Origin of the sequence: Microcoleus sp. Z1_B2, from assembly GCF_036700325.1 — a bacterium.
GTDB lineage: Bacteria > Cyanobacteriota > Cyanobacteriia > Cyanobacteriales > Microcoleaceae > Microcoleus.
Window position 1 is genome coordinate 11,532 of sequence record NZ_JAUBOQ010000058.1, and the last position, 15,089, is coordinate 26,620.

The 15,089-nt window shown below is 47.8% G+C and carries 10 protein-coding genes, 3 tRNA genes and 1 pseudogene; 4 read left to right on the plus strand and 10 right to left on the minus strand.

Annotated elements, in window-relative coordinates:
• The 6 genes and pseudogenes from QT984_RS25680 to QT984_RS25705 form a co-directional block, all read right to left on the minus strand.
• Positions 1–644, minus strand: a 644-nt coding sequence (locus tag QT984_RS25680; RefSeq protein WP_333233947.1) for a DUF5331 domain-containing protein, incomplete at its 3' end; no start/stop codon positions are given.
• A gap of 34 nt (positions 645–678) precedes the next feature.
• Positions 679–1,545 carry a ferredoxin:protochlorophyllide reductase (ATP-dependent) iron-sulfur ATP-binding protein gene (gene bchL / locus QT984_RS25685; RefSeq protein WP_006634709.1) on the minus strand — a complete coding sequence of 289 codons (867 nt, stop codon included), beginning with the start codon at positions 1,543–1,545 and terminating at the stop codon, positions 679–681.
• Between the two features lie 869 nt (positions 1,546–2,414).
• A pseudogene (locus QT984_RS25690) lies at positions 2,415–2,549 on the minus strand (IS5/IS1182 family transposase); the annotation flags it as partial.
• Between the two features lie 173 nt (positions 2,550–2,722).
• Positions 2,723–3,055 carry a P-II family nitrogen regulator gene (locus tag QT984_RS25695; RefSeq protein WP_333056568.1) on the minus strand — a complete coding sequence of 111 codons (333 nt, stop codon included), beginning with the start codon at positions 3,053–3,055 and terminating at the stop codon, positions 2,723–2,725.
• 98 nt (positions 3,056–3,153) lie between these two features.
• Complete coding sequence (locus tag QT984_RS25700) at positions 3,154–4,284, minus strand: sodium-dependent bicarbonate transport family permease (protein WP_333056567.1); 1,131 nt, start codon at positions 4,282–4,284, stop codon at positions 3,154–3,156.
• A gap of 459 nt (positions 4,285–4,743) precedes the next feature.
• Complete coding sequence (locus tag QT984_RS25705) at positions 4,744–4,989, minus strand: hypothetical protein (protein ID WP_333211968.1); 246 nt, start codon at positions 4,987–4,989, stop codon at positions 4,744–4,746.
• A 392-nt stretch (positions 4,990–5,381) separates the two neighbouring features.
• Here QT984_RS25705 and QT984_RS25710 point away from each other — a divergent pair, with 392 nt between their 5' ends.
• Positions 5,382–5,558, plus strand: coding sequence for a hypothetical protein (locus tag QT984_RS25710; protein ID WP_333056565.1), 177 nt, complete (start codon positions 5,382–5,384; stop codon positions 5,556–5,558).
• On the opposite strand, the gene QT984_RS25715 is transcribed toward QT984_RS25710, so the two are convergent.
• Positions 5,555–7,717, minus strand: coding sequence for a CBS domain-containing protein (locus tag QT984_RS25715; protein ID WP_333056564.1), 2,163 nt, complete (start codon positions 7,715–7,717; stop codon positions 5,555–5,557). The genes QT984_RS25710 and QT984_RS25715 overlap by 4 nt on opposite strands.
• Before the next feature lie 146 nt (positions 7,718–7,863).
• Between QT984_RS25715 and QT984_RS25720 the strand changes: the two genes are divergently transcribed.
• Positions 7,864–10,422 carry a PhoD-like phosphatase gene (locus tag QT984_RS25720; RefSeq protein ID WP_333274309.1) on the plus strand — a complete coding sequence of 853 codons (2,559 nt, stop codon included), beginning with the start codon at positions 7,864–7,866 and terminating at the stop codon, positions 10,420–10,422.
• Between the two features lie 732 nt (positions 10,423–11,154).
• On the opposite strand, the gene QT984_RS25725 is transcribed toward QT984_RS25720, so the two are convergent.
• The 3 genes from QT984_RS25725 to QT984_RS25735 form a co-directional block, all read right to left on the minus strand.
• Positions 11,155–11,226: transfer RNA gene (locus QT984_RS25725), tRNA-Thr, on the minus strand.
• Between the two features lie 73 nt (positions 11,227–11,299).
• Positions 11,300–11,381: transfer RNA gene (locus QT984_RS25730), tRNA-Tyr, on the minus strand.
• Between the two features lie 197 nt (positions 11,382–11,578).
• Positions 11,579–13,399 carry an ABC transporter ATP-binding protein gene (locus QT984_RS25735; protein WP_333233944.1) on the minus strand — a complete coding sequence of 607 codons (1,821 nt, stop codon included), beginning with the start codon at positions 13,397–13,399 and terminating at the stop codon, positions 11,579–11,581.
• A 964-nt stretch (positions 13,400–14,363) separates the two neighbouring features.
• Between QT984_RS25735 and QT984_RS25740 the strand changes: the two genes are divergently transcribed.
• Positions 14,364–14,435: transfer RNA gene (locus QT984_RS25740), tRNA-Gly, on the plus strand.
• A 248-nt stretch (positions 14,436–14,683) separates the two neighbouring features.
• Positions 14,684–15,088: a hypothetical protein gene (locus QT984_RS25745; protein WP_333056560.1), complete on the plus strand. Its 405-nt coding sequence runs from the start codon at positions 14,684–14,686 to the stop codon at positions 15,086–15,088.
• The last annotated feature ends 1 nt before the right edge of the window (position 15,089 follow it).

A 15,089-nucleotide genomic window follows, 5' to 3' on the forward strand; every position in this document is an offset into this window, starting at 1 on the left:
CCCATGTCGAAGTCGGAGACTGCTTCTTCCTCAAACTCATCGAAGGATTCGTCGTCGGAGCTGAGTGCTGACGCCGCCGCAGCCAGACCGGCTGCTCCGGCGACTCCGGCGACTACTCCGGCTGCTGCTAACGCCGCACCGCCCAATTTATTAGATTTGGCATCAGCGGGTGCAGCAGTTGCAGTTTGAGCCGCTGCGGGTGCAGCAGTTGCAGTTTGAGCCGCTGCGGGTGCAGCAGTTGCAGTTTGAGCCGCTGCGGGTGCAGCAGTTGCAGTTTGAGCCGCTGCGGGTGTAGCAGTTGCAGTTTGAGCTGCTGTGGGTGTTGGAGATGTGCCGATCGTCTGCGGCACGATATTTGAGGGCATACCCAGCGCGATGTCCGGGTCAAAATTTAGCCCCAACACTTCGATCAGGCTGTCTGCATCCGGCTTGAGTTTTGAGAAGGGCAGCATTAATTGCTGGAGTTCCGGCTCCAGGGCAGCCGCAATTCCCAGGATGAGGTAAGAAACAGGCCTTTTCCCGCCGTCGGGTGTGGCGACCGTGTTGTCAGCCGTCATGTGCAGGAGCAGCCAAGCCCGATTTACCTGGTAGTAGTCCAACCACTTCTGTTTGAGAGCAACTGAAAAAGTATCAAAAAAAGCCATAACCTCTTTATCCTCATCCTGATCGCTAGACCTATTAAACCATCATCAGGTCTAGCTCATCTTCCTCCTTCTTGACCACCGGTTGCACTGGATTTAGATAAAAATCTGAAAGTAAGGCAAATAATTCGCGATCGGGCGTGTCGTTGGGCACTACTCCTTCGGGCATTGCCAAAATCTGGTCAGCGATGTTGAGGTAGTAATCGCAGACGTAATTGAGGGAAGGATCGCTTTCTGCCATCTCAAACAATGTTTTGCCTTTAACGCGAGAAACGCGAATGTCTTCAATCAGGGGCAGCACTTCCAGCACCGGCATGGGTACAGAGTCAATGTACTTGTCGATCAAGTCGCGCTTTGAGGTGCGGTTGCCAATTAAACCAGCGAGCCGCAACGGGTGAGTGCGGGCTTTTTCGCGGACTGAGGCGGCGATGCGGTTGGCGGCAAATAAAGCGTCGAACCCGTTGTCGGTAACAATCATGCAGTAATCGGCGTAGTTCAAGGGGGCTGCAAAACCGCCGCACACTACGTCACCGAGCACGTCGAACAGGATAATGTCGTATTCGTCGAAGGCATTGAGTTCTTTGAGCAGTTTGACGGTTTCACCGACTACATAGCCGCCGCAGCCAGCTCCTGCAGGAGGGCCACCTGCTTCTACGCAGTCAACGCCGCCGTAGCCTTTGTAGATGACATCTTCGGGCCAAACGTCTTCGTAGTGATAGTCCTTTTGCTGAAGGGTGTCAATAATTGTGGGTATCAAGAAGCCAGTGAGGGTAAATGTGCTGTCGTGCTTTGGATCGCAACCGATTTGCAAAACTTTCTTGCCGCGCTTGGCTAGGGCAACGGAGATGTTGCAGCTTGTTGTTGATTTACCAATTCCACCTTTTCCGTAAACTGCTAGTTTCACTCTTGGTTCTCCTATAGGTTTCTATCAAAACGATGAGGGCTGGGGTTTCCTGCAATTGGGCGATCGCCCAATTGCCATAGCCCAATTGCCATAGCCCAATTGCAATTTCCTTAATTTCAGTCGATTTGAGATTTCAGATTTGAGATTAAAGAATCGACTCCACAGATGAATCTGGGGCTTCTCTTTAACTAAAATTTTCGAGCTCGACGACTTTTGTTTGGGGCTTGTATCCGTCTTTGGGTTAGACCAATTTTGGACTCGGCCCTTAGTCACCTCGTTGAAAGCATTATTAGCTAACTTGCGATGAAAAGAAAGGGGGCGTCTAAATGAAAATGCTAGTAAATTTGTTTATTTTGCATCTTTGGGAATCTTAACTGGTTTTTTGATATAAAAATCTATTTTTATATTTTTTTTAGCTTTTAAATTAATTTTAAAATACTTTCTTAATATAAAGAGGTACAAAAATAAAACAAAAATAAACGAATCAAACAATCTGGGCTTTGGGCTTTCGGGCTAGGATGCAGGCAGTTGATGGATTGTGCGGGTAACTCGAACGGTCATCAAGACGCTAGTGGATGAGGCAAACTCGAAGTTAGTTCGGATCGCTTGGGTCAGGCGAGGGCAAAGTTATGGGATTTTAGATTTTAGATTTTAGATTTTAGATTGGGAAAGATTGACTTTGCTGAGGTTTCGGGTGTTTTGTAAAAAATTGTGAATTTTTAGGAATAGGTGGGGAAGTGTCCGAGTTTTGCAGTGAGGGAGCCTCCGAGAGTGGGCGAGGATTCGAGTGGGGGATTGTCGGTATATTAGACCTATTGAAAAAAAAATCTATGTTAAAATTAAAAGTTTTGAATTTTAGACCTGATATCTCACTGATAATTGTAAAGTGTTGACAACAAATTACAACGGAGACCATAACGGCGGCGAGGATTATAACGACTTGACAAAAATTTGAAAACTTTTAGACTCCTATTAATATGTTCAATCACTATTCGAGCCTGGGCTATAGATCGCATCTGGAATTTGCAGTTCGCTACCGAGGGCGGCAATGACCATACCACCGATCAGAAAGCCGAGCGCTGGGGACTGCAACTGAGACCCAAGTCCGCAGGCAAGAAATACGGCTACTAAAAAGCCGGGGTCATGCCCCGGCTTCTTAGGTCTGTATCGTCTCGGTTCAACAGCCGTCTGGTCCACAGAAACTGTGCCCGTACAGTACCTCCGCGTCACAGATATAGATCATGCCCGCAAAATCGAGGAAAAACTTGACTGCGACCTGATCGGCAATATTCTCCGCCATATCCCGATCGGGGGTGAGCACCTCGAATTTTATATTCGCCGTGGTGTCAGAAACGCTAGGTTGCCCCGACGATCGCACGTTGCGACTGCCTTTACCGCCGGTTTCCAGAACCGTATAACCGGTTGCCCCGGCTTCTTCGATGATATTGACGATCTTCTTCAGCAGAATCTTTTCCGTGACGATGACAAGCTTTTTGGCTGGCTTGGGCATGTTGGTTACCTCCTTACCTACGTATGTTGATCTTAATATATTGAGTTGCTTGGTCTGTTGGAGCAAGGGAGCGCCGACAGACCGCGACCCGTCTGGGATTAGCCGCCACCGATCGCCTGGGCCAGCCCGAGGAAGAGCGGTATACACAAGCCGATCGCAATGGGTGTACCGATGGCTGTGGATGCGCCGATGTAGGCGGAGGGATTGGCCGACGGAATCCCGGCTCGCAACGTGGGCGGACCTGAGATGTCTGAACTGGAGGCGGCAATAACAGCCAGGATCACAACACCGCCCAGGCTGAATCCTGTGGTGTAGTGGGCAATCATGCCGAGACCGAAGGCGATGAACCCATGCACCACCGGTGCCACTACGCTATACACGACGTACCACTGGGCCACCTTACGTAGTTCGCCAAGTCTTGACCAAGCCTCCATACCCATGACCAGCATCAAGATCGAAAGCAAGCCGCGGAAGAGGGGGTCGTAGAAGCTTTTATAGACACTTTCCGGCTGGGTGAACAGGCCAAGAGCAATGCCGAGCAACATTGCCGATAGGGCAGGACCCTGGAGGCTTTCTTGCACGATCGGCCATATCTTGACCCGATTATCCGCAGGCTTCTGCTGCTTGCTGAGATACTCTTGCCGATTGCGGGGATAATCCTGCTGATCGGGATAATCGCCTGCTGCAACGGGTTGCTTGCTGAAAGACTCCTGCACGGTAGAGTGGGCTGCTGGACTACCCTTCTTCTTGTTGAGATAAATGTTGGCCACCACAATCGCCGTTACGAGCGCTGGGATATCCATGAAGGGATAGAGTGCGGCAGCCCATGCCTCGTATGGCATCTTTTGTTCTTCCAGTAGGGTCAGGGCTGCAGCCATGGTAGAGCCACTCACAGCACCAAACAATCCCCCGGTCGCAATCGCATCTATGGTGTTGACCTTCGGCAGCTTCGCCAACGTATAGCGCGCGATGAATACAACAAGAACCCCTACCGCTACAGCAGAAGCTGCGGGTATCAACATCTCCGTCAGGTTGGAACTGCGGATCGCCTGACCACCGGTCAGACCGATTTTCATGAGCAGCATGAAGACGATGATCTGATTAATCGCCTCTGGAATTATTAGTTCGCTACCGAGAGCGGCAATGACCATACCACCAATCAAAAACCCGAGCGTTGGGGACTGCAACTGCTTAATGAAGTCCATTAAGAACAAGGACAAAAAATCCATGAATACCTCCTGCTGCCTCCTCTAAAAAAGAGCGATTATTGTGAGCGGTGAGATTTAAGAAGTAAGGGTGCAGCGCTTCAACCCTGGCGACAGGTGTTATGCGAACACCTGTCGCCAGGGGATTCAGAGATGGTCGCTCTCCGAATGGGGCTAGAAGGTGTCGCTGTCCCGCAGTAACTTCTATAGATCAATATCTATTAAGACCCAAAATTCTATGTAATTAAGTCTATCCTTAAATTCGCACAAACTTGCGATCGCTTTACATGGATATGCCAAATAATTTTTAATTCAAATCATAAGTTTTCCTTTTGTTCTCATAAAACCCGTATATTTCTGGTCAGCATAAATAGCGATCGCAGATTTTTTTATGTACACGGATATTGCACCGAGGACGGTATGGGATCAGCAAAATCGGGAACAGGAGTGGCGTGAACACCACTCTTATAGCAATGCTTTGAACTAATCAATCCACATTTCGGGGGGAGTGGTTGTCGGCACATAAGTCGTGGACGGACTGTAACTGGCAAGGTTAAACCACCCCACCGCCAGTAGGAGACCGAACCCACAGCCCACCAAAAAAGTCCAGGCGTGAGACGAATCGAACACACAGAGCAGGCGGCGATCGCCACTATACACCTGCACTAGCCAGCCTTCGCTGGTGTTGTCAAATTGGGTCCGCAGTTTAGTTGAGTCAAACTTGTTCATTGTGTACGCTCCATGCTGCTCGAATGTGTGTGGCGGTGGCGGGCACTGGCCCGCCGCTAGGGAAATACCTGTCAGAAATTCACCTGTGAATGGATAGTGTCTCAAGGAGAGAGACTGGAACGCTTAAACCTGACATTGATATCGAACAGAAGACAGACATCTATGCTTTCGCCTTGAACGGTATTCTTAAGTTTATACTTAGATTTGCTGGTTGAATGGTTGCTATAGCGTCAAAAAGATAAGTGTTTTTTATAAAATGATTCCGCTAATCTGAGTCAATCTTTCTCAACAGAGGGTAATGAATTCGCAGATATTTGGCATAAACTTAAAGATATGGTTCAAGGAAAAACCATAGAGTATTGCCTTGTCACGGAAAAGGTGCCGCTGAAAAGGTGCTGCTGAAAAAGATCGCCAAGATCGTCGAGGAAGCTGGGGCTGCCGGTTATACGGTGATGGAGGCTGGCGATCAAAGCAGTCGCAACGTGCGATCGTCGGGACAAACCACTGTTTCCGACAGCTTTTTCAATTTTTCAATTCTTCAATTCTTCAATCCTATGACTGCTGACTAATGAGAACTGACGATCGGAATCTCGATCGCAAATTCAGTGCCCCGTCCAGCTTCCGAAACGCAGTCGAGTCGCCCCCCGTGCTGTTCCACAACTAAATGGTAAGAAATCGACAGTCCCAACCCAGTGCCCTTGCCAACTGGTTTGGTAGTAAAAAACGGGTCAAATAATTGGCGGCGAATCTCCTCCGGTATGCCCCGCCCGTTGTCGGAAATGCGGATCGCGACAAAATCGCCACCAACAACTTCAGTACGAATTGTAATTGTGGGAAGAGTCAATGGAGAACTAGGATTTGACGGGGGTGAATTTTTCGCATTTCTCGTCGCCCATTCCCCTTGCTGGATTTCTTCATCCAAAGCATCAATAGCATTGCCGATAATATTCATGAACACCTGATTGATCTGACCGGCACAGCACTCGATGTGGGGCAAATTGCCGTATTCTTTAATAATCTGGATAGTTGGATGTGCGCCGTGGGCTTTGAGCCGGTGCTGCAAAATCAACAAAGTGGTTTCGAGTCCCTCGTGAATGTCAACGAGCTTGATGTTAGATTGATCCGATCGCGAAAAATTACGCATCGACACAACTATTTGGCGGATGCGCTCGGTTCCTACTTGCATAGAAGACACTAGCTTAGATAAGTCTTCTACTAAAAAATCGACTTCCATCTCTGCTGCTGCTTCCCGAATTTCCGAGACTGGTTCGGGATAGTGCTGCTGGTAAAGTTCCAACAGTTGGAGCAATTCTTTGATGTAGTGGCTGGCGTGGGAAAGGTTGCCGTAGATAAAATTAACAGGATTGTTAATTTCGTGAGCGATACCGGCAATCATTTGTCCCAAAGAAGACATTTTTTCGGTTTGCACTAATTGAGTTTGAGTTTGCTGCAACTTTCGCACAGTTTGCTCTAATTGCTGTGCTTGATTTTTCAAGCAAGTTTGCTTTCGCCGCAGGACTTCTTCGACTCGCTGGCGCTTGATAATATCCCGTCTCAACAATTCATTTGATTCTAAAAGTTGAGCGGTGCGTTCTTCAACTTGTTTTTTTAAGTCGTCGTGAGCTTGGCGCAGGGCTTCTTGGGCCCGCTGCCGCTCTAAAATTTCTTGCTGCAAAAGTTCGTTGGCTTTCTGCAATTGGGTGGCTCGATCGTCCACTGCTTGTTGTAACAGCTCGATCGTCCCATACATTTCAGATTGGTTAAAAACTTGTGGCAAACTTGTCTGAGACACAACGCCCAAAAGCTCTCCCTGGCTGCCAACTACTACCAAACGGCGGACGCAGTGGCGCTGCATGGACTGGTGGACACTCCAGAGGGAATCGGCGGGAGATATGCAAAATAAAGGCGCACTCATGGCCCTTGCGGCTGGGATTTCCGAGAGGTTGAGTTCGAGGGCGTGAAACTGCACGATGTCGCGCTCGGTGACAATGCCGATCGGAATTTGGTAATTTTGTGTTGGTGCGATCGCCCGATCGGGATGCTGAGTTTGCTCTTTGACAATGACAACGGAACTAACTCGATGCTTGACCATGAGCTGGGCTAAATCGAGGGCTGAGGCAGTTGTTGTGGCAGAAATGACTTGGTGCGTCATGACATCTGCTGCACAGCGCAAATTGGTTAGCAAGTTAATCGGCTGGAGGGCTTCGTGAATGGCTTCGCGGGTGATGATGCCGAGAAGTCGCGAGTCCTCGTCCACTACGGGCAAATGCCGGATGGAGTGCTGGCGCAATGTGAAGATAGCTGTGAAAATATCTGGAGACTCGGATTTTTTGAGAGTAATGGGAGATCGAGTCATTACGTCAGCAATTGTCAGTCCGACTGTACAAGCTGCGACGGTAGTTAGCTTGACGATATCCCGTTCTGTAAAAATGCCGATCGGGCGATTATCTTCGACGACTAAGACGCAACTGCGCTTGGCTGCGCTAGCAACAGCGTTTTGTTTTTCGCCACAAAGGTGACAGGAGACGCGCATCGGGTTCATGAGAGCCAACACTTGGGCGATCGGGGTTTCTGGAGCCACGGTGAGGGGGTGGCGGTCGATCGCCCGATCTAAAGGTGACGAGTAGAGAGGCCGGCTGTTGGGGCGTTCGGCCGGTTCTGATGATTTAATTACCGACAACTGCGGAGCTGAATCTCGAAAATGTTGTAATTGTTCTTCTTGTAGCATGATTATTAATTTTACTTAATGAGTTGTTACAATTTTGGAGACTTGGGTTGGCAGACTTAGCATTAATTAAGCGGGTGATAGATGCTCGATCGCCTAAAATTCTGATTGCTAGAACACCCTTATTTAATTTTTATTTTTTAAATCCTATGTCGTGGACGCCATTAAGTCATCGAATTCATCACTTGCCGCTGATCCTTGCGGGCCCGATTTTGCGCCGGACTGAAAGTCGGGCCGTGACAGTTTGGCTGGCTCTGAAAGCCCCCCGCCAAGTCGAACTCAAGGTTTATTCGACTGAGGGCGGAACCGGCGAAATTGTCGATCGGCCCTTGCTCCAAGGTGCGAGCTCTACCGTGCAGCTCGGCAAATACCTGCACGTAGTCGCCGTGACTGCTAAACCAATTAACAGCAACCTCTTGACATCTGGGCAAATTTATGCTTATGACATCAAGTTTACTGGGAGTAGCGAGTCGAACGTCGGGGGTGCAGTCCCAGAAAATGAGAAAGAAAATCTCATTTCTTGCCTGTGGCCTGCCACCCCTGATTTATCGGCTTTGGGGCCGGAGACGATTAGTTATTTCGCTCACCAGTTGCCCACTTTTGCCCTGCCGCCGCAGGATTTAAACTATTTGCGTATCGTTCACGGTTCTTGTCGTAAGCCCCACGGAGACGGCAGAGATGCGCTGCCCATCTTGGATAATTCGATCGAACAGTTTGCAGGAACGGCAAATAGCAGGCCCCACCAACTGTTTTTAACGGGCGACCAAATTTACGGCGACGACGTTGCCGATGCCATGCTGTGGGCCTTGACTGACGCTGGCGATACACTGTTGGGCTGGGAAGAAAGTCTACCCCTGATGGATGATGCCCAAATAAAAAAGAATTTGTGTATCAGTATACCTAAAAATTCGGAAAACGAAACTGCACTTGACCAAGAGAGGGAAATTTTTAGAGAGTCGCCAATTCAGAAACCGTCGGATGCTGAGTATCAGTTCAAAAAACCAATTGAGTTACAGCCGGGGACTCGCAGCGATATTGCCAGAGATTTTGGCGGCTTTACGGCGATGTTGGTGAATAAACCCAAAAATGCTAAAAGTCACTTGTTTAGCTTGGGCGAATATTATGCGATGTATTTGTTAGTTTGGTCGCCGGTACTCTGGTGCACAAGTTTTCCGAAGGGTAAGGATATTTGCCCAAATTCTAAGCAGGCAAAAGTCTGGGATAGAGAAGTTGTTGAACTTAACGGTTTTGCTCGCAATTTGTGGAGAGTGAGGAGGGCGCTAGCGAATATTCCTACTTATATGATTTGCGATGACCATGATGTTAGCGACGATTTTTATTTGAATCGAGAGTGGTGTTACCGGGTGCTGGGGAAGCCGCTGGGCCGCCGGGTAGTGCAGAATGCTTTGCTGGCTTACGCTGTGTTTCAGGCTTGGGGAAATACGCCTGCACAGTTCGATCGCGCACAACCTGGAGATAAATTATTAACAACTGCTGAAAAATGGTCTAATTCGGCGGGGACTGATGTTTCTGCTTGGGAGGAGGCGGCTTCGTATTTGGGAATTCCCGGACTCGATCCGAAAACTCATTTGCCTAAGTTGAAATTAGATGAAGACGTTTTTATTTTGGATCGGGAGGGCGAGGGTGTAACTGAGGTTTTGAATTGGCATTTTACTGTGAGAAGTTTTAAGCACGAGGTGATTGTGCTGGATACGCGGAATTGGCGGGGGTATCCGGTGGAAAGTGCGATCGATCCACCGATGCTTTTGACTCACAAAGGTTTTGAGGAGCAAATTCAGAAACCTTTGAGGGAGACTGAGTTGCTGAATAAAACTGGGGAGTTTGAGATTGAGGCGACGCTGGTGGTTGTGCCGACAAATTTGGTGGGTTTGTCGATTATTGATGCGGTGCAAAAGTGGGATGTGGAACAGGGGAAGGTTTTTAATAGTGATGCGGGGGATTCTTGGAATTTTCATGAGTTAGCTTTTGTGAAGCTGTTGGTGGAATTTTTTAAGCAGCGCAATCGGGTGATTGTGTTGACGGGGGATATTCACTATGCTGCTGCTGTGCGACTGAGTTATTGGTCTGATTGTCATTTTGGCGATTCTCGATCGAACATTGAGCCTTTGAAGGGGGCGAATGATAAGTCAAATTGTCAAAATTCTGTGTTGGCGCAGTTGACTGCTAGTGCTTTGATCAATGAGGAGTGGACAACGCATTTAGTTCATACTAAGATTAAGTCGCTGTTTCCTGAGCGATCGCACGAATGTTTGGGATGGAATGAGCCGCTGGAATTAATGAAGATTTCTAGGGGTGGCAGAAAGAAGGCTATGGCGGCTGCTGTCAGAAATAGACAATCTCTGCCTGATTGGGGCTATCGGATTGACTGGATTAAACGGCAAAGAGCTCGCGTGTTTTTGCAGCTAGAAAATGGAACTGCGTCAGATAGATCGCATAAAAATAAACAATTGTCATTCCGGCGTAGGTTATGGAATTTTATATCGCTGTTGTGGCGCAATCGCTGGCTGCAAGAGGGTGATGAGATTGTGGGATATAGCAATATTGCGATCGTCAGTTTTCAGTGGCCTGCTGATGATGATGGGGAGAAAGCGGTGATGCAAAATGTTTATTGGCGGCCTCTTTGGGAGCCCGATAGTGTGGTTTACAGTCAATATTTTGTGCCGCTGGGATTGGATGAGGATGATTAGATTCACGATTTCTTGAAGAAGTCGGGGATTTCGATACGGGTACAATATTGTGTTGAGTTTGTGGCCGTGTCCGCCGGGGGTGAAACCCCAGTCTCATAGCTAAAGTCGCTTGGAACTGAGATGTTACACCATTCTCAAGAACAGGCTTTCCGGCCTGTTCCACAAGAGATGAATTTTATTGTGGAACAGGCCGGAAAGCCTGTTCATAAAAGATTTATCGAGAAGGGTGCAAGATGTCAGTTGGAACTCAGATGTTACACCCTTCTCAACTAGCCATACTGCCCGCGACTAAGGATCGTGGATTAAATAACTTCGTAGGTTGGGCCCGTGGAACGAAACCCAACAATCAAGCGTGGCGTTGGGCGGAGTGAAACGCAGGGTTCGTCCCTCAACCCAACCTACAAAAAATGCAAGTTATTTAATTCTCATTCCTAACAGTGATCTCAAAACTGTGCTTATGAGCTAGACTCTGGGTACGATCGATATTAATTAACAGACCCAACACTACCAAAGATAGCAACAAAGTTTCTCCGACAGTCGCAGATTTCCTAAAGCCGGCCGACTTGCTCAATCAGTTAAAAGCCATACGCAAAAAGTCGAGGGCGGACTTGGCAGATATGGAAGTTGTTTGGGACATATTAGAAAACCATCAGCACGAAAGTTCAGCGGAAAACTAACCTTCTTGCTGTGCGATGAACCTGAAACCCTTGATGTATATAGGATAGAAGAAAAAGCCCGTGACGAGATTTGAACTCGTGACTTCCTCCTTACCAAGGAGGTACTCTACCACTGAGTTACACGGGCATAAAAAATTAAGAATCTCCAATTAAAAAATTAATTTTTAATTCTTAAATTTTAACTTTTTATTAAATTGAGGTGGGCCGAGCTAGATTTGAACTAGCGTAGGCGTAGCCAGCGGATTTACAGTCCGCCCCCATTAACCGCTCGGGCATCGACCCATTTCCATCACAGTTATACATCCTAGCACCAGAATCTTTATTTGCAACATTATATTTAAAACTCTAATCATTTAGCTGAGAACACATAAGTGAGTTAGGGGCTGACGGGAAAATTGAACACTGTTTAAGGTGTGCATTGCTAAGTCTAGGCTGGGTGCGTGCCCGGAGCACCCTAAGTCTAGACTAAGAGAAAATCCCTAATTCACTAATTCCCCGGTTTCTTGCAGGGAGTGCAGGCGGCGGTAAATACCTTGTTGACTCAAAAGTTCTTCGTGGCTGCCAACTTCGACGATTCTACCGCCGTCGAGTACGACGATCGCATCGGCTTCGCGAATTGTACTCAGTCTGTGGGCAATAATTATGGTGGTGCGCGTACCGAGAATATTTCGCATGGCTATCTGGATCGATCGCTCGCTTTCATAGTCCAAACTAGAAGTAGCCTCATCAAAAATTAACACATCCGGCTCCACCAACAGCGCCCTGGCAATCCCCAACCGCTGCCGCTGGCCGCCGGACAACCGCATTCCTCTCTCCCCGACCACGGTATAGTAACCTTGGGGCAACAGCCGCACAAAATCGTCTACTTTGGCAATGCGACAAGCATCCTCAACTTGCTCGAAAGTGGCGTTTCTGTTTCCGTAAGTCAAATTTTCCAGCAAAGTACCGTTAAAAACGTCTACTTCTTGGTGGACAATGGCTAAACGCTGGCGGTAGCGAGTCACGTCTAAGCTGCGAATGTCTTCGCCGTCGATCTGAATGCGGCCGGAGTTGGGTTCAAAGTAGCGAAACAGAAGTTTAACTAAAGTCGATTTCCCGGAACCCGATCGCCCGACTAATGCTACAGTCTGACGGGGATGAATCAACAAATTCACATCTTGCAAAACGGGTTTTTGACTGTCGTACCCGAAGGTCAAACCGCTGATCTCAACTTTGCCGGTAAATTTATAAGGTGGCTGTGCCGATCGAGCATTTTCTGCTAAATTAACCGCATCCACACCGTCGGGCGTTTGCATAAACTCGTGGAACCGGATCATTGAAGAATAGCGCCGCGCCAATAATTCGGCGATAATGCTAATCGGACGCAGTTGGGAATATGCCATGCTTGCCAGGGTGTAGACGGTAACAAAATATCCGAGGGAAATTTTGCCTGCAACCGTGGCTGCTAGGCTAAAACCAAGAACTGAAAACAAACACAACTGGACGATCGTCTGCTGATATGTCCCCAAGGTGACGTATCCTTTGTGAATGCGGTGGATCACGACTTTTAATTCGCGATCGAGTCTGGTGGTTTGCCTTTTGAGTTCCTCGCTTTCTGTGGCAAAAGCTTTGACTGTTTTGATGTTGGTGATAATTTCCGAGTTGCGGCTTTCGGTATCTTCGATGTATTCATCGAGAATTTCTTCCCGCGCAGTCACCTGTTGCAAGCCTTTGAGGGTGAAACTGAGGATAAATAGGAATGAAACCAAAATTAATAAGCCAATCCGCCACTCAATTAAGCAGATAACGGCAAAAATGCCGATTAAGCGGACGACTTCGGGGATGAATTCGCCGGCAATTTCTGGGTAAGTCCAAGTATGGTTGGCGATGCCTTTGGCGATGCGGCTGGCAATCCGTCCGGCGTTGTTTTCGTCGTAGAATTCTAGGGGTAAGGTGAGGATTTTGCCGATCGCACTTCTCATTCGATCGCGTCTTGCCCTCAATGGTATCGCCCAGTGGAACCAATTTGCTACCCAAGGCTGGATCGGTGCTTTGGCTACTGTTACCAGAAAAATTATGCCGAGCAAGACGGATAGCGATAATATTTTGTTGGGTGACTGCTGGGTAACAGAGGCGATCGCTGCTATGAGTTTTTGCGTTACTGTATCTGTAGGTTGACCCGACAATACGTTTAATATTTGACCGATCGCGTAAGGAACAAGCAAATCGGCTAGTGCCAAAATGCTGGATGCGCCTATGCTGTAAACTGAGATTTTCCAGTAGCGACTGTAGTATTGGAAAATGTCCTGAAAGCTTGCCATAAATTTGTGTTGAGATACAACCCTTGCAAACACTTGCATTTAAAACTGCGCTCTCGGCGCGCTTTGTTTACAATTGTACTACAAAAGTAGTCGATCGGGGAGTCAATCGATTTTAGATTTTAGATTTTAGATTTTAGATTGACTTGCGCGAGATAAAGGCGGGGGACGCAAGGATTTTAGATTTTAGATTTTGGATTGATTCCACGGATAAATCACGTGGCCGGTACCACATGAAGAAATTCGCTTGTCATCTTGGATCATGCTAGCGACTCGCCCGATCGGGTGATTTATGGCAATCATTCGATCATCAGCAATCGATCCGCATTCCTGGGCAATCAATTCCAGACTAAGGGCAAAAAAATGCAAAAGACAGAATTTTTCTTAAATTCTGCCTTCTGAGCAAGGCCTTACAGCATATTCGGTGGTTTATGAAGTACAGTAGAAACCTTAATTGTGTGCTGTTAATCCTCCGGGTGCGTCGCTACGAGATATTGGATATAACTTACAGATTGACGGGTGGCGACGCACCTTACACGGGCCATCAGATTATGTGTACCACATATACATGGAATATGCTGTATAAGTTTTACCTTTGAGTAGTCTGTTAGCTGAAGGTGTAGGCTGATTGCAGCGCCCACCAGATCAAGAAGCCGATTCCGCCGGCAATGACAATCGCCGAAATGGCGATCGCTATAGGACTGTCAGCTCCCTTGAACTTCATGATTCCGCGATTTAAATCTGACATGACAGTGTTCTCCCACAATTCCAGCTTGATTGTAGCTTTGCCGTGGGCCGATGGCGGTCAATTTTCACGGCAATTACTGATTTGGTTAACGATCTGGCTGCTGAAATTGCAGGTGGGGAGTGGGTTTGGGGGGGTTTACTGGGTTTGTGAAAAAAAACTTACTAAAAAGACTTGACAAATTTAGAGAATTGAGACAATATTGTTAATACCGCAGGAAATGCGGGTGTAGCTCAGTGGTAGAGCGTCACCTTGCCAAGGTGAATGTCGCGCGTTCGAATCGCGTCACCCGCTTTAGAAGATAAAAAAATCAAGGAAACCGGAAAGTAGATCAAGAAAGTTTTCGGCATAGTCCTAATGATGGTTGAAAATACCTAAGTTAGTGGTAAGATTGAATGCAGAACTTGCAAGTCAAAATTGCCGATCGGGCAATATCTCGGAATAGGCAGTTGAAAGCCTCGCTTTGGCGGAATTGACAAGTTTGATTAAGTGGATATGTTAACGATTATTTTTGCAAAAACGCTTTTTTTATCCGATCGCTAGTGCCATCTCAAAAAGCTCCCAAGATTGACTTAAACGATGAGTACCCCTGTCCTTGCCGACGCCGGGGTCGTCTAGTTCCCATAACGTTGACAGAAGCCTTTGGCTGCAACCGCTGTCAACAAATATTTGTATTGGACGAAAGTGGAGACGTGATCGAGCAACTATCAACGAACTATCCTTACAAGCAGGCTTGGCGGTGGACGGGCCACCAGTGGAACAGAGCGCATCCGGGTTTGAAAGCCCATTACTTGCCACTGGCTTTGGGTATGATATTGGTGCCGCTAGTGATTTGGTTGCCCTTGGCGCTACACTCGCCGGGCCCGAATATTATTCTGTGGGCAATGGTCGCCGTGCTGCTAGCAATGCTGCCGGCGCTGATGGTATGGCTGGCTTACAGGCGTTAGC

Excerpts from the sequence above, each read along its gene's own strand:
- QT984_RS25720 (WP_333274309.1), top strand. The coding sequence starts at position 7,864 with ATGTCGTGGACGCCATTAAGTCATCGAATTCATCACTTGCCGCTGATC.
- QT984_RS25705 (WP_333211968.1), bottom strand. The coding sequence starts at position 4,989 with ATGAACAAGTTTGACTCAACTAAACTGCGGACCCAATTTGACAACACC.
- QT984_RS25695 (WP_333056568.1), bottom strand. The coding sequence starts at position 3,055 with ATGCCCAAGCCAGCCAAAAAGCTTGTCATCGTCACGGAAAAGATTCTG.
- QT984_RS25715 (WP_333056564.1), bottom strand. The coding sequence starts at position 7,717 with ATGCTACAAGAAGAACAATTACAACATTTTCGAGATTCAGCTCCGCAG.
- QT984_RS25735 (WP_333233944.1), bottom strand. The coding sequence starts at position 13,399 with ATGGCAAGCTTTCAGGACATTTTCCAATACTACAGTCGCTACTGGAAA.
- QT984_RS25700 (WP_333056567.1), bottom strand. The coding sequence starts at position 4,284 with ATGGATTTTTTGTCCTTGTTCTTAATGGACTTCATTAAGCAGTTGCAG.